This window comes from Novosphingobium barchaimii LL02, from assembly GCF_001046635.1.
GTDB lineage: Bacteria > Pseudomonadota > Alphaproteobacteria > Sphingomonadales > Sphingomonadaceae > Novosphingobium > Novosphingobium barchaimii.
Genome location: NZ_KQ130453.1, coordinates 358,756 through 380,113 on the forward strand (window position 1 = coordinate 358,756; position 21,358 = coordinate 380,113).

Below are 21,358 nucleotides of genomic sequence, written 5' to 3' on the forward strand. Positions count from 1 at the left end.
TTCGCGAACTCTGCGTGTTCCGCATAGGCTGGCCATTCCTGCGAAGACGATCATGCGGCGCCGTTTTCTAACCGCGCAAAACAACCGGTTGCCCCATTCCAGCGTGGCGTACCCGGCGGCCTCAAACGATCGCCAAGGTCCTGGCCTGTGGATCACCTCGACTTTGCAGATGCCGTTGATCGCCTCTGCCAAGTCGCGACATTGGTGAAATCCGCAACCTGAGAGGCAAACCCGTTCGTCGTCTTGCTGCCCATATACCCTGCCTCTCGGGAGCTAGGGCGCCGGCAATCGCGGCGTGGTTTCTGTCACCATCTTTGCCAGTCTTGAAACAGGGTTGATGAAAATGATACCGGTGTCATAAAAGGAGCGTTAAACGTGCCATGAGATCAGATGGGACAGGCACCAAGGCCTGCGAGGGAGAGAAACAAGTGTCGTACCCCCCAAAACGCACCGTCACGAATCACGCCTGTTCGCGGGTGTCGCTGGCGATCGCGATTTTCAGCATCGCTGTGACCGTTGGCTCGGCGGGATATGCGAAACAGTCTGACGGCCTTGTGTTCCGCGCGCCTCTCGACACCGATTTTGATGCGACTGTCGCGGGCGGATCCTCCGCTCCCAATTTCAAAAGCGAAGTTTCCATCGTTGCCGATGGCGCGCTTGGCGGTGCTGGGCGCTGGACGGACGGCGGCTACGTCGCCTGGGAGGCACCCGGAAACATGCTGGCTCAGCGCGGCACGCTCTCGTTTTTCTGGCGCAGCCATACCCCAGTGGGCGAGGCGCCTTTCGTCATCTTCCGTGCGAGTGCGGGCGACCATTCGAGCTGGGACATGGCCTTCCTGCGCATCGACTGGAACGGCCACGGCTTCGATGCCTTCGTTACCGACGCCAACCTCTCGCGCGTCCGCGTCAGCTGGACCATGCCCACCCCGCCAGGCCCGGACGCCTGGCACCACGTCGCGTTCGCCTGGGACGAGACGCAGGGCGTGCAGCTGTTCTGGGACGGGCAGCAGGTCGCGGCCAACCGGCAGGCGGCCGATCTCGACATGGCGCTCGACCAGTTCGGTCTCGCCGGCCGCGTCATCGCGCCGCACCAGGTGCAGAGCCGCTACAACTTCATGCGCGGCTCCGACCTCGATGACATTCGCGTCTACGACCACATGCTGGGTGGTGCGCAAGTGGCGGCGCTGGCGGCGAAACAGGAACCAGCCACTGGCCTCGCCCCCGCATCCGCAGACCTTCGCAAGGCCTGGCTCCACCGCTTCGGATGGGACACGCAGAGCCCAGCCGCGCTCAAGGACAAGGTCACGGTCGTGCGCAAGGTAGAGTTCGCCGACGCCAAGGACCTCAAGGAATGGATGTGGAAAGGCATCGATGGCATCGCCGAAACCACCTGGCCCGGCGTCTACAACCGCTCTCGCCTGCCGGGCCGCGACGACTATTTCCAACTGCCCGACTGGAACGTCTACGTCGAGGGCGGCAAGACCTACGAACTGACACTGCCGGGGGACGCCGCCTTCAACCGTGTCGAAATTCGCGGCGCGGCCTATGGCGCGCTCGAATGGTCCAGCAACGGCAAGTCCTCATGGGGCAAGCTGGCGGCGCGGCAGAAGGGCGTGGTGCGCTCCCTTACCGACACGCCGACGAAGACGGGCGGCACTCTGCGCTTCACCAACGTGATGCAGGAGCAGCCGATCCAGGAAATTTGGGCTTATGACATCCAAGCCGGCGAAGTGCCCAAGGGGACCTTCCAACTAAGCTACACCGTGCGCGCGGACGCTGCATCGGACCTTGGCGCGCTGGAGCGACTCAATAGGCACATCGCCGGCCGCTATCCCGCGAACGAGCGCTCGACGGTGGTGGCCTTGCCCACCAGCGGCGTGAAGGCCGCGGTCGGGGCGGGCAGCGCGGGTGCCTCCGGGACCGCGCGGCGCAGCGGTGACGACCTCCCGCTGGTTCACGTGCTGATACCGTCGAACTTTGGCGATGCCCCGGCCGACCGTGCGCTGGCGCGCGCGTGGAACTACGGCTGGGAGAACGCGCACGACGGTCTCGACGGCATCGCCATCGACCTGCCCGCGATCAATGCCGTGCCCAACGCGAAAGGCGTGATCCCGCTCGATATCCGTGTGAAGGACCCGATCTGGCCGGAGCGCGACATGATCGACCTGCAGGTCTCGGTCCGCCCGGGCCAGCCGCGCACGCTGTGGCTCGACCTGCGCGACCGCATCCTGACGGCGGACAGCCTCTACCTCACCGTCGCTTCCGCTGCACCGGACTTCGGGGCCCAGTCGCTCGACGGGATGACCGTGCGCATGGTCTTCAAGGACCGCGCCGAAGCCAAGGCCGAGCATGTCGCCGACCGCTTCAACCAGGTGAAGGACAACTGGGCTTTCCTGGTGGAAGAGCACACCGCCTCCAAGAGGGCGGGGCTGTACCGGCGCCTCTACGGCGACATCACCGACCTGCTGCGCATCGATCCGGACAACCTGGAGGCGCGCCGTTACTGGGCCGACATCGGCTATTCCGAAGACCAGCTACCGCCCTTCGTCCAGCCCAAGGCGCCGCCTGGAACGCCGCTTTGGGCTTTCCGCCAGCTGGAGGACCTGAAGCTCACGCGCCAGTTCGTGAACTGGTGGATCGATCACCGGCAGGTGCCTTACGGGGACTTCGGCGGCGGCATTTCGGACGATACGGACCTGACGCAGCAGTGGCCGGGCCTTGCTCTGATGGGCGTCGATCCGGACAAGATCAACCGCTCGTTGCGGGCGCTGTCGGACGCGGTCTACAAGAACGGCATGATCGTCGATGGGCTGAGCTACATCTCCACCGACGAGCTGCACGTCTACGAGGAGGGCATCAATTCTGACGCGGAGCGGCTCTATCTCAACTGGGGCGAGCCCAAGGCGGTCGAGCGCATGATGGCCACCGTCAAGGCACTGGGCCGGGTGATCCGCGCCAATTCCGCCGGGCATATGCACATCTCCTCAAGCTGGTACGGCGCCCGCAAGATCTACACCGACGAGCCGTGGGCATGGCAAAAGCCCTATGGCTTCGTTATCATGCACACCCCGGTCCTGCTGGGCACGTTCAACGCCGACCCGACCGCGCGCGGGCTGGTGACGGGGCTGATCGACGGGTTGCTGTCGCACGGCAAGCGGGGCGCGGACGGGTTCTGGACCTTCCCGAACGATATCAGCTTCGACCACGACACAGAGCGGGCGGGCGACGGCGGCGGCGCGTCGCTTCCCATGCAGTCGGCCTGGGCGGCGTGGCGCTTCACCGGCGACGACAAGTACCTGAGGCCGATCCTCGGCCGAGTTGGCAAGGACAATTTCAGCGCGCTCACCGAAATCAACGAGAACGCCATCACCGTGCTCGGCAAGCGCGCGGATTGGAAGGACACGGTGCTGCGCAAGGCTGGGGGCGGTGACGATTTCGCGCGCTTCGAGGCATGGAACACTACGGGCGACCGGGCTTGGCTCGAAGCGCTCAACGCCCACGGCATCTCGGACAAAAGCCAGCACATGTATATGTACACCGAGGGGCACTGGTGGAGCGACCGTGTCGATGCGCCTAACGAGCACCTGCAGCGCGAGCGCCTCGGCGGCATCGCCCTCAAGCGCAACCAGACCTATCCGGGCAACGCGGTGAGTTGGCGCTTCGCCGACCCGGATGCGGCGGTGAAGGTCGCGATCCTGGTGCGCGATGCGACGCCCGAGGCGTTCACGGTGGTTGCATATAATACGAGCGCGGCCGAGCAGCGCGCGGAAATGGGAACGTGGAACGTCGTCGCCGGCACCTGGGAAATGACGAAGGGCCTTGCCGGGGACGGCGGTGACACGGCGCAAGGCGACGTCACGATCCGCGATGTCGAACTGGAGCGCAGCGGTTCGCTGCCGGTCACGTTTTCGCCGGGCACTACAACCGTAATGACGTTTCGCCTCAAGCAGAAGGCCGCAACGCAGCCCGAACATCGGCCGGACCTCGGCATCGGCGCAGACGACGTGACGCGCCAGGGCAACCGTGTCGCGGTCACGGTCCACAGCCTTGGCTCGGTCGGGGCGCCTGCCGGTAGGGTCACACTGGAGACGACCGAGGGCAAGGTGCTGGCATCTGCTGCCGTGCCGGCTCTGGAAGCTCCTCGTGATCTGACGGCCAAAACTGTGGAGGTCGCGCTCACCGTTCCAGGCGGCGCGCCGCAGGTACTGCATGTGAAGGTGTCGACGGGCGCGCCGGAAGTCACCCAGCGAAACAATGTCGTGGTGCTGGGGGGGACGAACTGATGCGCGCGGGGATGGCGGTATTGCTCGCGCTGGTCGCGCTCCCAGCCGGCGCGCAAGCGAAGGAAGGTCGCACGGTTTGGAAGTTCGACCGCCTCGACCGCATTGGCGGGCTGCAGACTCAAGTGGCGGGCAATCCGAAGGTGGAACCGGCGCCGGGCGGCAAGGCCGCGGTCTTTGACGGAGTGGACGATGCGATCTACCTCCCCCGCCACCCGCTTGCCGGAGCGCGCCAGTTCACGGTCGAGGCGGTGTTCCGCCCGGACGGTGGCGCCTTCGAGCAGCGCTGGCTGCATCTGGCCTCGAATGATCCGGCGAACCAGACGCGGCTGCTGTTCGAAATCCGCGTGGTCGACAGTTCGTGGTATCTCGACAGCTTCATCAAGGGGAGGGGCTACTCTCAGGTTCTGATCGACCCGGAGAAGCTGCATCCCATCGGCCGTTGGTATCACGTCGCCCAAACCTTCGACGGCACTACTTACCGCAGCTACGTCGACGGTGTTCTGGAAGGTGAGGCGAGGGTTGACGGCTTCACGCCGCAGGGCCCCGGCAATACCTCGGTGGGCGTGCGCTATAACGGGGTGAACTTCTTTCATGGCGCTGTGCGGATGACCCGTTTCACCGATCGCGCGCTGACACCCTCTCGCTTCAGATTACTGCCGTAATGGAAGCTGTCGCGGGTGAGGATGGTCAAGGGGCGCGGGTCCTCGTGCCCGATCTCCACGATGCGCTTCCCCGACCGCAGTTCGGCCGGGGTGATGGGGGCCTGGAAGCCGACTGTTGGCGGTGACATGTCGCGCCTAGCCCCCCGCACACCAGCCCGCCGGACGATCGAGCGGTATGCCGCCGCTGCCCGCGCCGTCGATGTGTGGGGGGGGCGGACAGCGCTGCGGCGAGGAGTATCGTTTTCAGTCTGCGCATCGTCCTCTCCCGTTGCCGCGTCACTTCGGCAGGGGCAGTGCCTTGCCGCTCACCTTCACCCGCGCCCAGCCGCCGGGCGCGCCGGTATCGGGCTGGCCGCCGCCGACCCATACCGCGACCTCGCCCGGCAACACCGCCCGGCTGCCCTCCGCATCGACGCTGCTGAGTGCGCGGGGATCAAGGATGAAGCGAACCTCGCGGCTCTCGCCCGGCTCCAGATGAATGCGGGAGAAGCCCTGCAAGGCATGGCGCGGCGCGGTGCCTCCCGAGGGCGGCGCGCCGCGTACGTAAAGTTGCACGACCTCGTCGCCGCTGCGCTGGCCGGTGTTGGTGACCTTGGCCGAAACCGCCAGCGAACCGCCCGCCGTCACCCGGGCCGCGGCTTTGGGCGCGGCATAGGCGAAGCTCGTGTAACTCAGGCCATAGCCGAAGGGATAGAGCGGCTTGCCCTCGAAATAGCGGTAGGTCCGCCCGCGCATCGCATAGTCGCCGAAGGCCGGGAGCTGCAGGGCGGAGGCGTAGAACGTGACCGGCAAGCGGCCGGCCGGGCTGAAGTCGCCCGCGATCAGGTCCGCCACCGCCCGCCCGCCGACACCGCCGGGGTACCACGCCTCGACGATGGCGGGCAGGTTGGCCTGCGCCCAGTTCACGCTCATCGCGCTGCCGTTCAGCAGCACAAGCACTACTGGCCTGCCCGTCGCGTGGAGCTGTTCAAGCAGCTTCTCCTGCGGTGCGGGCAGGTCGAGACTGGTGCGGTCCCCGCCCGCGAAGCCCGGCGCGTTGACGCGCATTTCCTCGCCTTCCAGCTTCGAATTGAGCCCGGCGGCGAAGACCACGAGGTCGGCGCCCTTGGCGGCAGCGACTGCGGCGCCTTCCTGTTCGCGCAGGTCCGTCCACAACAGCGACTGGTCGCCCCGGTCGCCCTCCTGTCTTGCCTCGACGGTGATGGCGTGCGCCTTGCCGGCGGTGAGCGTCACCCCGTCGTTGTGGATCGAGGGCGGGTCGCCGGGGTCCCACGCATCGGCGATCTCTCGGCCGTCGACAAGGATGCGATAGCCGTCGTCCATGTTCATGCGGAAGTGGTATTCGCTGGTGACGTCTGGCCTGATCCAGCCGCTCCACCGCATCGCGCTGCGGCGCTGGGCGCGGGCAGGGCGGCCCCAGTCGAAGCGCACGTCGGCGCGGGTCTGGCGGCCGATCGCCTTGCCCTTTGCTTCGGGCCCCGCGAACTCCTCGACCGCCACGCCCCTGGCGGCGCATCCGGCGTCTAGGCACAGGACTGCGCCCGGCACCGGCTTCAGCGGCGGCCCGACGTGGCCGGTGCCCGCGACGTAGGTGATCTTCGCATCGGGGAAGCGCTGGCGCAGGCCCTCCAGTACGGTGACGGGACGCGAGGGCGTGCCGTTGTAGTTGCCAACCAGCGCGTCGACGCTGTCGGCATTCGGCCCTATCACCGCGATCGAACGCGGTGCCTTCGCAAGCGGCAGCAGTCCGTCGTTCTTGAGCAGGACTATCGATTCGCGCGCCACGCGGCGGTTGAGTTCGGCATTCTGCAGCGTGTCGTTCTGCGCGGGCGTGATTGCCGAATAGGGCGTGGCCTCTCCCGGCAGGCCGAGGCGCAGGCGGTCGGTCATGGTGTGTGTCACCGCGCGGTCGAGCAGCTCTTCGGGCAGCAGCTTCTGCCTGACGGCATCGACGATGACCGCCGGATCGGCGGACTTGTCGCGGCCGAACTCCGCGCAGATGAGGTCGGTTCCAGCCAGCACCGCGCTCGCCGCCGCCTCGACCGGATCGGGGCTGAAGGCGTGGGCATCGGCGTTGAAGAAGTCCGCCATCGCCGCGCAGTCGGTGACGACGTGCCCGGCGAAGCTCCAGTCGCCGCGCAGGCGCTGGGCGATCAGCGGACTGCCGCAGGCCGGGACGCCGTCGATCGCGTTGTAGGCGCACATGATGCCGCTGGGTCTGGCCTCGGTCACCGTCGCGCGGAATGCGGGGAGGTAGGTGTCTTCAAGGTCGTAGGGCGAGGGGTGGACGTCCTCGCGGTGGCGGTTGCCTTCCGGCCCGCTGTGGACCGCGAAGTGTTTGGCGACGGCGGCAGTCTTGTAGAACACCGGATCATCGCCTTGCAGTCCGCTGACGAAGGCGACGCCCATGCGGCCGGTGAGGTAGGGGTCCTCTCCGAATGTTTCCTGCCCCCGGCCCCAGCGCGGATCGCGGAAGATGTTGATGTTGGGTGACCAGACGGTGAGGCCGCGGTAGCGTTTCGAACTGCCGTCCGCGCCGAGAGTCTCGAGGTACTTGGCGCGAAATTCGGTGGCGATTGTGTCGGCGGCCTGGTGGATCAGGGGCACATTGAAAGTTGCGGCCATCGCGATCGCCTGCGGGAACACGGTTGCCTCGCCGGCGCGGGCGACGCCGTGCAGACCTTCGCTCCACCAGTCGTAGGCGGGAATGCCGAGGCGGGGGATCGCGGGCGCCTCGGCTTTCAACTGGGCGGCCTTCTCTTCAAGTGTCATGCGGGCGACAAGATCGACGGCGCGGCTTTCCAGCGATGCGGCGGATGGCTGCGGGGCCGCGTTCTTCGCGGCGGCAACCCCAGTTTGCATGCTGGTCGCCACGCATAACAGCAATCCGATTCGATGCTTCACGATGCCCTCTCCCATTATTGTTGATAGCGCTATCAATGACGAGGTTACATTGCAAGCGCCCTGCGGGCGGGGTAGCAGCTTCGCCACAGGGCAGGAGAACAAGAGTGGCTGACGAAAACGACGGATCGCCGACACCGCCGCAGACGTTGCCCCGGTCCTCCCGCCGATCGCGCGCGGGGGCGACGATCTCCGACGTCGCGCGCGAAGCGGGGGTGTCGCTGATGACGGTTTCGCGCGTGATGAACGGCAAGGCCAACGTGCGCGAGGAGACGCGAGAGCGCGTCAACGTGGCGATCAAGGCACTCAACTATTCGCCCAGCGCGGCGGCTCGCAACCTCGCGGCAGCCAGCGAGATCCGCATCGGGCTGCTCTACAGCAACCCCAGCGCGGGCTATCTCAACGAGTTCCTCGTAGGCAGCCTCGACCAGGCAGCGCGCTCGAACGTGCAACTCGTGGTCCAGCTCTGCGAGAAGGAGGAAGAACGCCGCGACACCGTCGAGCGGCTGATCGACAGCGGGATCGACGGCGTCATCCTGCCGCCGCCGCTGTGCGATTCAGAGGACATCCACGGGCTGCTGGTGAAGGCGGAAATGCCGGGTGTGGCGGTAGCATCGGGCCGCCCCGCGATCTTCCTCTCCTCGGTCAACATCGATGACCGCGCGGCGGCTGCGGCGATGACACGCCACCTGATCGGGTTGGGCCACCGGAAGATCGGCTTCATCTCTGGCAATCCGGACCAGACCGCTTCCGCGCTGCGCCTCTATGGCTATATCGATGCCTTGGGCGAGGCCGGGCTGGTTTCCGATCCTGCAATGATTGTGCAGGGGCTGTTCACCTACCGTTCCGGCCTCGGCGCGGCGCATGAACTGCTGGAGCGCGCCGAGCGGCCGACCGCGATCTTCGCCAGCAACGATGACATGGCGGCGGCGGTCGTTTCGCTCGCGCATCGCATGGGGCTGGACGTGCCGCGAGACCTGACGGTGGTCGGTTTCGACGACGCCCCGCAGGCGACGACGACCTGGCCCGAGCTGACCACGATCCGCCAGCCCATCGCCGACATGTCCCGCGCAGCAGTCGTGCAACTCGTCGAGGACATCCGCATCCGCCGCGACGGCCTCCGCTTCGCGCCCCGGCACATACAGATGAGCTTCGAGCTGATCTCCCGCGAGTCCGACGCCTCGCCACTGGGGTGAGCGACCGCGAACACGCGGCCGATTCAGAATTGCGCAAATCCATGATCGCTATAGCGACGCAAGAGCGGAAATCTTTGGCCCGCCGCGCCGTACATGCTTCTCATGGCGGACATTGCGCCGCCGCTGCAACGGCGATTGCTCGCCGCTCGACTGGGTGGCCGGGTGGGGGAGTGGGCTGGTGCGGCAAAATGGCCAAAGCCCATTCTCAAACGGTCTCTTAGGGGCGGCGGCCCGACGCCCAGAGCAGGCCGCCGCGCACATGCGCAAGGATCAGGCTGTTGTGCCAGGCTTCCGGGGTATGCCCGAGCGAAGTGTAGAACACCCGTCCGCCCTCGAAGTCATGAGCCCATGAAACCGGATGATCTTCGGCACCCGTCTCGCCGATAGAGGCGGGTGAGAAAGTCAGGAGCGGGCGCAGGGCCGGATCGACATCGGCGAACCAGTACCATTCGTCGGTATGGAAAAACTGCCCCGGCAGGCAGGCCAGGCTGGGGTGAGCGACCGTAGCGCGTCGCACCGTGCCGGTCGGCGTGCCCTTGGGGTGCCGGGCGAAGCGGGCGCCGATCATCCGGCCATACCAGTCCCAGGCATAATGGGAATCGGCCGCTCCGTGGATCGCCACTACGCCGCCGCCGCGCCGCATAAAGTTTTGGAATGTCTTACGGCGGGAGCCGGTCAGCCATTCGGTCTCAGGTTGGTTGCGGCGGGTGGTCGTGCTGACCAGGACAATCGTGTGCACCGTGTCAAGGGGCTGGTCGAACCGCGTCGGATCGGCGGTATTCTCGACGGTCATGCTGGCATCTCGCGCCAATTGAGCGATAGCGATGGCTGCCTGTTCGATGGAGTCATGACGGTAGCCTGTCGTGTGGGTGACAATGAGCACGGTATCGGCAGCTGTCTTCGCCGCCCCGGTCTCGGACGCGAGCAGCAGAGCCGCGAACGCGATGAGGGCTAACCGCTTCATCGTCATTTGCCGGTGACGATCGGCTTGACGGTTTTGATGCGTCCTTCGGCGTCGTATTCCAGCGGCGCGACCTTCACGTTGCGTAGCCATGTCTTTCCAGACAGATGACTATCAGCATAGAACAGCCACCATTGTCCCTCGTACTCCACGATCGAGTGATGCGTGGTCCACCCGTCGACAGGTTCGAGGACGCGCCCCTGGTAGGTGAACGGTCCGGTGGGCGAATCCCCGATAGCATAGGCGATGAAGTGGGTGCCGCCTGTCGAATAGCTGAGATAATAGCGGCCACGGTACTTGTGCATCCAGGTTCCCTCGAAGAACCGGCGCTGCGCGTCGTCCGCGCGGATCGGCTTTCCGTCGGCGTCCAGGATGTCGACCGCACGGGCCGGCTTGGCGAAGCCCAGCATGTCGTCCGTCATCGGGGCAACCATCGGCGTATAGGCCGCCTCAAGGGGCGCACGGTCCGCTTCGCGCGGCCCGCCGGGGTGGAACACACCGTCGACGGTCTTTTGGAGCTGTCCGCCGGAAAGGCCCCCGAAGTACATGTAGCTGCGGCCATCATCGTCGGTGAAGACGCTGGGGTCGATCGAGAAACTGCCCTGGATCGGCTGGGGCTGTGCCTTGAACGGTCCTGCCGGCGAGCTGGAAGTGGCGACTCCGATACGAAAGGCACCCTGCCAATCCTTGGCTGGAAAGTAGAGGTAATACGTGCCGTTCCGAAAAGCCGCATCGGGTGCCCACATCTGGCGGGCGGCCCAGGGGACGTCCTTGATGTCGAGCGCCACCGGGTGGATGGTAACCGGCCCACCGACATGGTCCATGCTCAAGACGCGATAATCGCGCATCTTGAACGCGTTGCCCTGGCTATTGAGGAACGGCGCAATGTCGGGAAGCGGGGGTCCCTCGATATCGTGGCTGGGATAGACGTAGAGCTTGCCCGCGAAGACATGAGCGGAAGGGTCGGCGGTATAGATTTCCTCGACGAGGGGCGCATGGACATTGCCGGCCGGCGGGGGCGCTTCCGCGTAGGCATAAGTGCCCAAGGCAGCCAGCGCCAAGGGCAGTCTGCGCGCCATGGTTCTGTGAAAACGCATCGTTATGCTCCTCTAAAAAATGCCGGCCGCGGCACGAGGGGTTCGCCGCGGCCGGCGGCTCGCCTTGGAGGGGACGAGCAAACCGGTCAGAACGTGACGCGTGCGCCGAGTTGGATGACGCGGCCAGTATGCTGGTACGAGTAGTTGCGATCGGCATCCTGGTCGGTGAAGCTGTTCTGGTAGGTGTCGAGCAGGTTGTTGCCGTCCACGCGCACCTGCAGCCAGTCGGTGAACTGATAGCTGACCGAAGCGTCCAGAAAATAGGTGCCATGGAAGCCGTCGAACAGATTGCCGTTTCCGCCGGTGGTGTCGAGATAACCCGAGCGGTAAGCCAGTGAAGAACGGACGGCCAGTTTGTCCTTCTCGTAATACAGCGTGGCGTTCGCGGACCATTTGGACAGGCCCAGCAGGCGCTCGGTCACCTGCACGGGCGTCAGGGTCGGGAAGCTGGTGGCAAGCGGGTTGGTGGCGGCGCCCTGCAATGCGTAGGTCGTCTTGGAATCGACGTACGTCACGTTACCGGTAAAACCGAAGCCATCGAGCGGTCCCGGCAGGAACGTGAAAGGAAGCTGCAGGCCGACCTCCACGCCTTTGATCGAGGCGCCGGGTCCGTTGATCGTCGTTGCAATCTGCCAGGGTTGCCCCTCTGGATCGGCGGCTGCCGGCGAACTGGGGATGATCAGCGAGAGCGGCAGGCCGGTGGAAGCATATGTTCCGATAATCGTCTGGCTGATCGGAAAGCTTTCGATATCCTTCTTGAACAGCGCCACCGAGATAAGCGACTCGCGTGCGAAATACCATTCGACCGAGAGATCGAACGTGGTGGCGCGAGTCGGGTCGAGGAGGGGGTTGCCGAAGCTCACGCGATAGTTGAAACCATCGACCGAGCCGCCCGGCGATAACGTGCCGAGGCCCGGACGACGCATCACCTTGGCAATGGCGCCGCGCACGATGAGGTTGCTGGCGGGATAGACCGCCAGGTTCACCGACGGCAGCCAGTCGTCATAGCTTCGGCCGACACCGATGGTCTGTGCATTGTTGATGCCGATCGCGCGCTGCTGCGTATGTACGTAGCGCATGCCCGCGTTGGCGGCATATTCAAGGCCGAGCAGATCTCCCTTGACGTTGAATTGCACGTAGCCGCCGGTGGTCCGCTCGCGCACGCTTCGGGTATCCCCGGCGCTGCGGTTGAGAGGGCGGCCGTAGAGGTCGATCAGGTCGGCGACATAGCCCAGGTTCGGCACGACGAAGCTGGTGGTCGTACCAGCCGGCACATTGCCGACGTTCGGCAGGTTGAAGGTCTGGGCCATGTCAGGGGTCACGGTCATTCCGTAAGCCCCCGGCGCGCAGGCGAACGCGGCGCAATAAGTGGAATCTCGCGATCCGGCCTGACTGTCGAAGTTGAACTCACGGAAGATGCCGCCTGCAAGGATAGTGAATCCTTCGGCAGCGTCCCACTGGGTATTGAGCTTCACCGTTTTGTAGTCATTGACCACGTTCGATGGGCGGTCGCGGAACTCGGCGAACTGGAACGAGGATGGATCGGAGATCGAATCCGCGAACGTCAATTGCGGCGCACGACTGTTCTGGCTGTAATCGTAGGAATAGCCATTCATGTCGCGGTCGTCGAAGATGATCGTCGTCTCGAACGGAACGTCCGCCTCGGAACGGGAAATGCCGCCGATCAGGGTCGCCTTGAAGGTGTCCGAGAATTCTTGGTCGATGCTGCCGCTGAACTGGTAGAAGCTGTTCTTCGACTGACGGTAATAATCCTCGATCCGCACCCAGGCGTTGTTGAACGTCCCCGAAACGAGGTTGTTGGTGGTCGGATCAATGACCGGGTTGATTACGTCGATGCCTCGTTCGTTGCCGCGAAACAGCACCTCGGCGAACTTCTCGCGGCGGTTCTCGGTGTACTTTGCGTAGAGCGCGTTGATGTTGATGTCTGTGCCGTCCGCCGGCTTGATCTCGAACGAGCCGGTCAGACCCAGACGTTCGCGCTCGAACTCGATCTGGCCATAGCGCGGGATTCGAGGATGGAATGCGAGCGCGACGTCGTTGCAGGCAGTGCCCGGTACATACGTGCCGCCGCTACGATTCTGCGTGAAGCAGGGCGTTCCGTCCACGGAGTTGAAGCGTGACTGCTGCCAGCGCACGGTGTTGTTACCAGCTTCCACCGTCTTGTATTTTGCATAGGCTGCAGACACCGAGGCTGCCCATACGCCGCCCGGATCCTTGTACGCGACAAGGGCCGCCACGCGCGGGCCGACGTTGTCGTTGAGGTCATTATACTGAACCTTGGCCGAACCGACCACGGTAAGCCCATCCTTGTAGGACAGGGGATTGCCGGTGTTGAGATCGACCACGGCGCCCAGCGAACCTTCATCCAGGTTCGCCTCGGCCGTCTTGTGAACCACCAGCGAGCGGAACAGATCCGAGGCGAAGATGTTGAAGTCAAAGCCGCGCCCGCGGTTCACCGTCGCTGCTGCAACAGTCTCCAGTCCGTTGAGCGTCACCTTGGTGTATTCGCCGCCAAGCCCGCGCACCGTTATCTGATTTCCCTCCCCGCCTTCGCGGCTGATGGCGACGCCCGGAATGCGCTGAAGGGATTCTGCCAAGTTCTGATCCGGGAATTTCGCGATGTCTTCAGCAACAATGGCATCGACAGCGGCGATCGAGTCGCGTTTGACGTTGAGCGCCGCATCAAGCGATTTACGAAATCCCGTAACGATGATTTCCGGAGCCGCCACTTGCCCATCCGCGTCGGCGACTGCTTCCTGTGGTTGCGCGGGAGGGGACGCTGTATCCTGCGCGTGGCTGAACGTAGGTATGATGCCCACCGCCAACGCGAGAAACGAAGTCGATGCTCGCGATGTTGCCGAGCGCAAACAAATGCCAACCATATCCTGCTCCCATATTCTTTATGGAGATAGCGCTATCATCCAATGGTAACCGGTGTCAACGAGGTTCAACGGTATTTTCGGATGACTTACAAGTCGATTGGAACCAGCCATATTGCAGCGCCGTCACATTCACGTACGGGCGCCGCAATCGTCGTCGGCGACGATCATGGCTTTAATGGCAACGGCCCCCATCAAGCACGCCTCGCGGCATATGGACGCGGACCTACGCGTGGTTGACCGAAGGACGAGTATGGCCGTCGTTCTGAATAGCGGCCGCCCGCTATTGCCGATTGCCTCAACGGTCGATCAGGAACGGCAGCAGTTTTCCACAAGCCGCTTAAACATGGTTTTTGGGAAACCTGGGGCGCGCCCCGCTGGAGAATCTGAGCTCACGACTCCCGCAGCGGAGCAGAAGATCTTTCGCACGCCATTTGATGATTGGATTCAAAGATCACGCAGGGCCCTACGTCCAGTCTGGCGATCGCGATCCGCCTGGATGACCGGTCGCCCACCTTTGCGGCTTTCGTGAAGGAAACACAGTTTCAGGACGGCGCGGGCCGATCGGACGACTGATCGGTGGCGGGGCAGACATTGGGATCGCCCCGCCTCTGTCGCTGTCAGTCCATCAACTTGCGGGTCAGGTAGGTCAACCACAAGGCCGTGGTTTTGGCGGACTGGCGGATGTCCGCGCCCGATCCGTGCCCGCCTTCGGTGTTCTCGTAGAAGTAGTAGGGCAGTCCCATTTCCTCCATCCGCGCTGCGAACTTGCGCGCGTGCTGGGGCCCCGTGCGATCGTCGCGCGTGGTGGTGAAGATGTAGGGCTCGGGGTATTTCACGCCCTTGCGCAGTGCGTGATAGGGTGACTTTTTCAGCCAGAATGCCCGCGCTTCGGGGTCGGCGTAGACATCACCGTATTCGCCCTGCCAGCTGGTCCCCGCCGCGATCTTGCTGATGCGGATCATGTCTAGCAGGGGCACCTGGATGACCACCGCGCTGTATAGTTCTGGGAATTCGGTCATCTCGACGCCCATCAGCAGGCCGCCGTTCGAACCGCCGACGATGCCCAGCCGGCGCGGCGAGGTGATCTTGCGGTCGATCATGTCGCGGGCCACGCTGGCGAAGTCGTCATAGGCGACCTGCCGCTTGGTCTTCAGTGCGGCTTCGTGCCACGCCGGACCGAACTCGCCGCCTCCCCGGATGTTGGCGAGCGCGAAGGCGCCCCCCCGCTCCAGCCACAACTTGCCGATCGTGCCCGAGTAGGACGGCGTGGAGTTGACCTGGAAGCCGCCGTAAGCGTCAAGCAGGACCGGCGTCGAACCGTCCAGCGGCATGTCCTTGCGGTGGACGAGGAAGTAGGGGATCGCCGTCCCGTCCGTGGACTTAGCCTCGCGCTGTTCGACGACGAGGCCCTTGCTGTCGAAACGTGGCGGCAGGCTCTGTACCGGCTGCGCCGTGGCTGCGGCCGCGTCGACGAGGTACAGGCTGCTGGGCGTGGTGAACCCTTCGGCCCAGGCAAACACGCGGTCCCCGTCTGTCTGCGCCGAGCCGAAGCGCAAGGCCAGCTTGTCGGGCAGGGGCAGCGTTGCCGTGGTCCATGCGCCGCCGGCGGCCGGGGCCAGCGAGAGCAGGCGGCCATTGACGTTGTCGAGAATGGAAACAAGCAGCCGGCCCTTGGTTGCCGAAACCGCTTCCAGCGCCTCGCGCGGGCCGGGATTCCATGCCAGCTTTGCGGAAAATCCCTCGGGACGCTGCATCACTTCGGTGAGCGGGGCGGCGGCGACCGAGCCGGAGGGCAGATCGCCCCAGGCCTCGTCCAGACGAAACACCACGCGGCCCGCGACGAGCCCGGCGACGGAGACCTTTTGCGGGATCGCCAGTTCGTGCATCTTGCCATCGGCGGCGATCACGAAGCTGCGCTGGTGGAAGAAGTCGATCGCGCGGGTTATGAGCTTCAGCGTATGGCCTTCCCCGTCGTGCAGCACGGCGGGAAACATGCCGACATCGCTCTTTTCGCCCCGGAAGACCTCCACCGCTTCGGTGAATGGCCGTCCGCGCGTGACGCGCTTGACAACGTAAGGATAGCCGGACGTAGTGACTTCGCCCGGTGTCCATTCGGTGGCGACGAGCAGATGATCGGCGTCTTCCCATGTCACGCCCTGCTTCGCGCGCGGAATGTGGAATCCACCTTCGACGAAAGTGCCGGAAGCCAGGTCGAACTCCCGCACTTCGACCGCATCTTCGCCGCCGTTCGACAGGGATATGAGGCAGCGCCGCTGTTCCGGCTCCAGGCAGTCCGCGCCCTTGTAAACCCAGCTCTTGCCCTCGGCCTTGCCCAGCGCGTCGATGTCGAGAACGGTCTTCCAGGCGGGCTTGCCGCCGCGATACTCGTCGAGCGAGGTCTTGCGCCAGATGCCGCGCAGATGCTCCTCGTCCTGCCAGAAGTTGTAGATCTGGCCATTCAGGAAACTGGGGGAGGGAATACGGTCCTTCGCGCCGAGAATGGCCAGCGCGTCGTTGTAGAAGGGCTGGTAATGCGGATCGGATTCCAGGCGCTGTTCGGTTGTGGCGTTATGGGATTTCACCCAGTCCATCACGCGCGGGCCGTTTGCGTCCTCCAGCCAGATCCAAGGGTCGGCAGGGTCGCGCGGATCGGCGGGGGCGGGCGTTGCGGCAAAGGACATGGATGTGGAACTCAACAGGGCCAGAGTGGTGGCAAGCGCAATGCGCAGCGTCTTCTTCAAGGATGATTTCCTCGTCAATTGATTGTCTTGAAGGTAGTGGATGGCGCGGATGACGCAAGCCGCCGTGTATTTATCAATGCGAGCGAACCTGCAAATCCGGGGAGACAGGGCAGAAGCGGCATCGGTGCCGGTGTCTTCGGTTGACACTTCCCTCACGTTCGATAGCGCTGAAACCCATGAAAATATGGTTCAATCAGTCGTTTTCCATGCGTAACGTCGTCAGCCGGATCGTCAGCGAGCGACCGTCTGTCAGCCTTTTGGTCAGCGCCATCGACAGCCGCTCGCCGGTGCGCGATGTGGCTCCGGTGTTCTGGGAAGAACCGGCGCGTGGTACGGTCGATTATGCCGCTTGGGTCCTGGATACCGCCATGGCGCGCGGCGTGGAGGCCCTGGTGCCGCAGCGCGGCAAACGCGGCGTGGCCCGTATGCTCGACCAGTTCGCCGCAAACGGTATCGCGGTGCATGTCGCGGCTGACGCTGATACGATGGAATTGCTCGACGACAAGGCGGCTTTCGCTGTTTCCATGGCCGGCGACCCTTACCTATGTCCGACGTTCGCGGTGACTTGCGCGCAGGGCTTCGAGGACGCCGTGCAGGCGCTGACGGCGAATGGTGCCAGCGCCTGCGTGAAGCCTTCACGCGGCGTTTACGGCGCGGGGTACTGGACGCTGGATGCGCAAGGCCCGTTGACGCATCTTGCCGATCCCGACGCGCGCCGGATATCGCCACGGGCCTACGCTGCGGCCCTGGTCGAAGCGGAGCAGCGCGGCGAGGCGTTCTCGCTTCTGGTAATGGAGCACCTTTCTGGGCTTGAGTGTTCGGTCGACATGGTGTGCGAACGCGGCATTGTGCTGCTGGCGGCGGTCCGCACGAAGCTGGATGCCAATCGCCAGCGGATACAGACCCGTCATTCCCTGATCGCGCACGCGGCCAAGCTCGTCCGGCGGCACGGCCTGCACGGCGCCATCAACGTGCAGTACAAACAGGACCGCCGCGGCGAGTGGCGTATCCTCGAGATAAATTCACGCGCGGCGGGCGGAGCGTCCTATTGCGACGAGGTCGCTATCCCGTTTTGCACGACGTGGATCGACGTCGTCACTGGCAATGCGCGGCCTTTCGAGGCTGAGGTCGATGTGGAGATCATCGCTGTCACCCGCGCTGTCCACGCCATGTCGGCCTTAGCAGCCTAAAGCGGACGGTCAGTGACCAGCCATGCATAGGGCACCGACTTTTCCTCGCGGAAACATGCGTCTGGGCTGACCTGGCGGTCGCCGCCGCCGACGATGAGAACCTGCTTGGGCAGACATGGTCATCTTTGCCCCACACGTTGACGAGCACGCCCGCTAACTTGATGACATCACCGCCCAAGCAGTGGAATCTGGGATAATCGGACATATCCAGCACCGCCGGCGGGCGATCGCGCTCGGTGCTTCGACATAGTCCAGCAACCCAGCAGCCGCCGATCAATCTCGACCATCATCGGTTCGGTGGATCCGCTTAAAAAAAGAGGACCCGGTGCGGGAGCATGTCAAAAAAGTGCCACCGTCGAACCGCTAAGGAAGCAAGGGGATAACCGGTGAACGCTTGATTTGGAAAGCGTAAATACGCCGCGCGGCTATTGCGGACGCTGACCTAATCGTAATAGTCAGTGGTGAATTCGACATATCGGTTCGGAAACGGGAGCGTTGCGTGGTTAGTCTGCAAAAAGGCCAGTCGGTTCGTCTTGAAAAGTCTGGCGGAGGCTCGCTGACCCGCGTTTCGATGGGCCTTGGCTGGGACGTGCGCAAAGCCAAAGGCTTATTCGCCAAGCTGACCGGTGGTGGCGGCGGGGAGGTCGATCTCGACGCATCGTGCCTGCTGTTCGATGCTCAGCGCAACCTGCTCGACCAGGTCTGGTTCCGCCAACTCGCCAGTCACGACGGCAGCATCGTCCACAGCGGCGATAATCGTACCGGTGCCGGGGACGGCGACGACGAGACGATCAACGTCGATCTCACGCGGCTGCCTGCCAACGTCCAGACGCTGCTGTTCACCGTCAACAGTTTTCTAGGCGACAGTTTCGACCGCATCGATAATGCCTACTGCCGGGTCGTCGATTCCACCAACAGTAAGGAACTCGCGCGTTACGACCTGACCGGCTCGGGCACGCATACCGGTCAGATCATGGCCAAAGTGGTCCGTGTGGGCGAAGGCTGGGAAATGAAGGCCCTGGGCGAACGGACCACCGGCCGCACCTTCCAGGATATGATGAGCCAGATCATCGGCGCGCTGTGACGCACGTCGGCGAACGTCAAAACGCCTGAACAAGGCATAGGGGCAAGTATGACTGATCTCCAGCAGGGCGGCAACGCGTCCGTTCCGGCAGACCGGCTAACAGTGTCCTTCGCATGGACGCCGACCGCCGGGCGCGAGGTCGATGCGGACGCCTCGGCTTATCTCTTGACGGCTTCCGGCAAGGTTCGCAGCGACGCCGACATGGTGTTCTACAACCAACCGCAAGGCGGGGACGGCGGCGTGCGCTTCGTAACCGGGCCCGGGCAAGGCACGTTCGAGGTAGATCTTTCCTGCCTGCCGCCCGAGATCGAGCGAGTGGTATTCTGCGTGACCATCCATGAAGCGCAGGCCAAGGGACAGACCCTGGCCCTGCTGGAAGGCGCGCTGATCGACGTGGCGACATCAGGCGGCGGGTCTGCCCTGCGCTTCGTGCCCAGTCTTGCCGGCGCGGCAGAGGCGGCGATGACTTTCGGCGAACTCTATCTTCGCAATGGGCAGTGGAAGTTTCGCGCCGTCGGGCAAGGCTTCACCGGCGGTCTGGCGCCGCTGGCGCGATCCTTCGGGATCGACGTGGCCGAGGATGCGCCCGCTGCCGCCCCGCCACCGCCCCCTCCGGCCCCGAAGCCGGTGAGCCTCAGCAAGGTGACCCTGGAAAAGGCGGGCCAGACCGTCAGCCTCGAAAAGCGCGGGTCGAGCTTTGGCGAGATCACGATCAACCTCAACTGGTCGCGTGGACGCAAGGGGTTCTTTGGCGGCGGTTCGGCGATCGACCTCGACCTCGGCTGCCTGTTCGAACTTTCTGACGGGCGCAAGGGCGTGGTGCAGGCGCTGGGCAATGCCTTCGGGTCCTTTGCGCAGGAGCCTTTCATCGCCCTCTCTGGCGACGACCGCACCGGCGACGTCTCGCAAGGCGAGACGATGCGGATCAACGGCGCCCGCTGGGCCGATATCCGCCGCATCGCGATCTTCGCCAACATCTATGACGGCGTGCCGAACTGGCAACAGACCGACGGCGTGGTACTGGTGAGCATGCCCGACCAGCCGCCGATCGAGGTCCGCATGACCGAAGGTCAGAACGATCGGCGTCTGTGCGGGATCGTGCTGATCGAGAACGATGCCGGCCGCCTGAAGGTCACGCGCATCGTCGATTACGTCCGCGACCAGAAGGTGCTGGACGAAAGTCTCGGCTGGGGCCTGCGCTGGGTCGCTGGCCGTAAGGATTGAGCCGTACGCGGCGAACGGGGGTTAAAGTGTTCAAGTATTACAAGGGTTCGCTGCTGTTCACGGCGCTGTGCATGGCGCTTGCCGCATGGCTGGGCTGGGATATCACCGGCACACTCGGCGGGACGCTGGGTATTTTGTGGATCGTCGCGGTGCTCGGAGTGCTGGAAGTCTCGCTGTCGTTCGACAATGCGGTGGTCAATGCCACCGTGCTGCGCGACATGGACGCGGTATGGCGTCGGCGCTTCCTGACCTGGGGCATCCTCATCGCCGTGTTCGGCATGCGGATCGTCTTCCCGCTGGCGATCGTTGCCATCGCCGCGCAGATGGGGCCGATCGACGCGGTGGTTCTCGCTGCTACCGACCCTGTGCGCTATGAACACATCATCACTGCCGCGCATGTGGGTATCTCCGGCTTCGGCGGAGCCTTCCTGGCGATGGTCGGGCTGAGTTTCTTCCTCGACGAAGAGAAGGAACTGCACTGGATCGGCCTGATCGAGCGGCCGTTCTCCGAACTTTCGCGCATTTCCGGTCTTGCCATCGGCCTCGTACTGCTGGCGCTTTACGGCATTTCGCGCCTGATCGATCCGGCCGAGGCCATGACCTTCATCACTTCGGGCATCTTCGGCCTGGTGACCTACATCGCCGTCCAGTCGGTGGGTGCATTGTTGGAGCAGGAGGAGCATGTCAGCCATTCCGGGCAGGATGCGGCCGTGGCCGTCGCCAAGTCGGGCCTGGCCGGTTTCCTCTATCTCGAAGTGCTGGACGCTTCGTTTTCGTTCGACGGGGTCATCGGCGCCTTCGCATTGTCGAACAACTTGTTCATCATCGCGCTGGGCCTGGGCATCGGGGCGATGTTCGTGCGTTCGATGACGGTGATGCTGGTCGACAAGGGTACGCTGGCCGAATACCGCTATCTCGAACACGGCGCCTTCTACGCGATCGTGGCGCTGGCCGCGATCATGCTGCTGTCGGTCCGTTTCGAGATCCCGGAGACGATCACCGGCCTTATCGGCGCGGCCCTGATCGGACTCGCCTTCTACGATTCGCTGCGCAGTAATCGCAAGGACGCGAAGCTGGTCTAGGCTGGCGCCACATACTGCATCATAACCCGTAAAG

The 21,358-nt window shown here is 64.2% G+C and carries 12 protein-coding genes; 7 read left to right on the forward strand and 5 right to left on the reverse strand.

Features of this window, described 5'->3' with window-relative positions; translation table 11 throughout:
• The first annotated feature begins 428 nt into the window (after positions 1–428).
• Both V474_RS08455 and V474_RS08460 read left to right on the forward strand, forming a co-directional pair.
• A complete protein-coding gene (locus V474_RS08455; RefSeq protein ID WP_082699673.1) occupies positions 429–4,283 on the forward strand; it encodes a LamG-like jellyroll fold domain-containing protein in 3,855 nt (1,284 codons plus the stop codon).
• Entirely contained in the window at positions 4,283–4,945 is a 663-nt protein-coding gene (locus tag V474_RS08460) for a LamG domain-containing protein (protein WP_059151081.1), read from the forward strand. The genes V474_RS08455 and V474_RS08460 overlap by 1 nt, the downstream gene beginning before the upstream one ends.
• 276 nt (positions 4,946–5,221) lie before the next feature.
• On the opposite strand, the gene V474_RS08465 is transcribed toward V474_RS08460, so the two are convergent.
• Positions 5,222–7,807, reverse strand: a complete 2,586-nt coding sequence (locus V474_RS08465; RefSeq protein ID WP_059151082.1) for a glycoside hydrolase family 3 C-terminal domain-containing protein — start codon at positions 7,805–7,807, stop codon at positions 5,222–5,224.
• A 146-nt stretch (positions 7,808–7,953) separates the two neighbouring features.
• Between V474_RS08465 and V474_RS08470 the strand changes: the two genes are divergently transcribed.
• Positions 7,954–9,042: a LacI family DNA-binding transcriptional regulator gene (locus V474_RS08470; RefSeq protein WP_082699675.1), complete on the forward strand. Its 1,089-nt coding sequence runs from the start codon at positions 7,954–7,956 to the stop codon at positions 9,040–9,042.
• A gap of 217 nt (positions 9,043–9,259) precedes the next feature.
• Here the strand turns inward: V474_RS08470 and V474_RS08475 are convergent, their stop codons facing one another.
• From V474_RS08475 to V474_RS08490, 4 genes are all read right to left on the reverse strand, one after another.
• Positions 9,260–10,012 carry a ThuA domain-containing protein gene (locus tag V474_RS08475; protein WP_169795042.1) on the reverse strand — a complete coding sequence of 251 codons (753 nt, stop codon included), beginning with the start codon at positions 10,010–10,012 and terminating at the stop codon, positions 9,260–9,262.
• Positions 10,009–11,100: a glycoside hydrolase family 43 protein gene (locus V474_RS08480; protein WP_236710955.1), complete on the reverse strand. Its 1,092-nt coding sequence runs from the start codon at positions 11,098–11,100 to the stop codon at positions 10,009–10,011. The genes V474_RS08475 and V474_RS08480 overlap by 4 nt, the downstream gene beginning before the upstream one ends.
• Before the next feature lie 86 nt (positions 11,101–11,186).
• Positions 11,187–13,850 (reverse strand): TonB-dependent receptor, encoded by a 2,664-nt coding sequence (locus tag V474_RS08485; protein WP_236710956.1) that lies wholly within the window; start codon positions 13,848–13,850, stop codon positions 11,187–11,189.
• Between the two features lie 770 nt (positions 13,851–14,620).
• Positions 14,621–16,684, reverse strand: a complete 2,064-nt coding sequence (locus V474_RS08490) for a prolyl oligopeptidase family serine peptidase (RefSeq protein ID WP_059151466.1) — start codon at positions 16,682–16,684, stop codon at positions 14,621–14,623.
• Positions 16,685–16,920: 236 nt separating this feature from the next.
• On the opposite strand from V474_RS08490, the gene V474_RS08495 reads away from it, so the two are divergent.
• The 4 genes from V474_RS08495 (at position 16,921) to V474_RS08510 (ending at position 21,324) form a co-directional block, all read left to right on the forward strand.
• The gene (locus V474_RS08495; RefSeq protein WP_059151086.1) at positions 16,921–17,934 is read left to right on the forward strand and encodes an ATP-grasp domain-containing protein; all 1,014 of its coding nucleotides are present in this window, start codon (positions 16,921–16,923) and stop codon (positions 17,932–17,934) included.
• 499 nt (positions 17,935–18,433) lie between these two features.
• Positions 18,434–19,018, forward strand: a complete 585-nt coding sequence (locus tag V474_RS08500) for a TerD family protein (protein WP_059151087.1) — start codon at positions 18,434–18,436, stop codon at positions 19,016–19,018.
• Between the two features lie 48 nt (positions 19,019–19,066).
• Positions 19,067–20,242: a TerD family protein gene (locus V474_RS08505; RefSeq protein WP_059151088.1), complete on the forward strand. Its 1,176-nt coding sequence runs from the start codon at positions 19,067–19,069 to the stop codon at positions 20,240–20,242.
• 26 nt (positions 20,243–20,268) lie between these two features.
• Complete coding sequence (locus V474_RS08510; protein WP_059151089.1) at positions 20,269–21,324, forward strand: DUF475 domain-containing protein; 1,056 nt, start codon at positions 20,269–20,271, stop codon at positions 21,322–21,324.
• The last annotated feature ends 34 nt before the right edge of the window (positions 21,325–21,358 follow it).

Coding starts and splice junctions, on each gene's coding strand:
- V474_RS08495 (WP_059151086.1), top strand. CDS start 16,921: ATGAAAATATGGTTCAATCAGTCGTTTTCCATGCGTAACGTCGTCAGC.
- V474_RS08480 (WP_236710955.1), bottom strand. CDS start 11,100: ATGCGTTTTCACAGAACCATGGCGCGCAGACTGCCCTTGGCGCTGGCT.
- V474_RS08490 (WP_059151466.1), bottom strand. CDS start 16,684: ATGTCCTTTGCCGCAACGCCCGCCCCCGCCGATCCGCGCGACCCTGCC.
- V474_RS08460 (WP_059151081.1), top strand. CDS start 4,283: ATGCGCGCGGGGATGGCGGTATTGCTCGCGCTGGTCGCGCTCCCAGCC.
- V474_RS08505 (WP_059151088.1), top strand. CDS start 19,067: ATGACTGATCTCCAGCAGGGCGGCAACGCGTCCGTTCCGGCAGACCGG.
- V474_RS08465 (WP_059151082.1), bottom strand. CDS start 7,807: ATGCAAACTGGGGTTGCCGCCGCGAAGAACGCGGCCCCGCAGCCATCC.
- V474_RS08475 (WP_169795042.1), bottom strand. CDS start 10,012: ATGACGATGAAGCGGTTAGCCCTCATCGCGTTCGCGGCTCTGCTGCTC.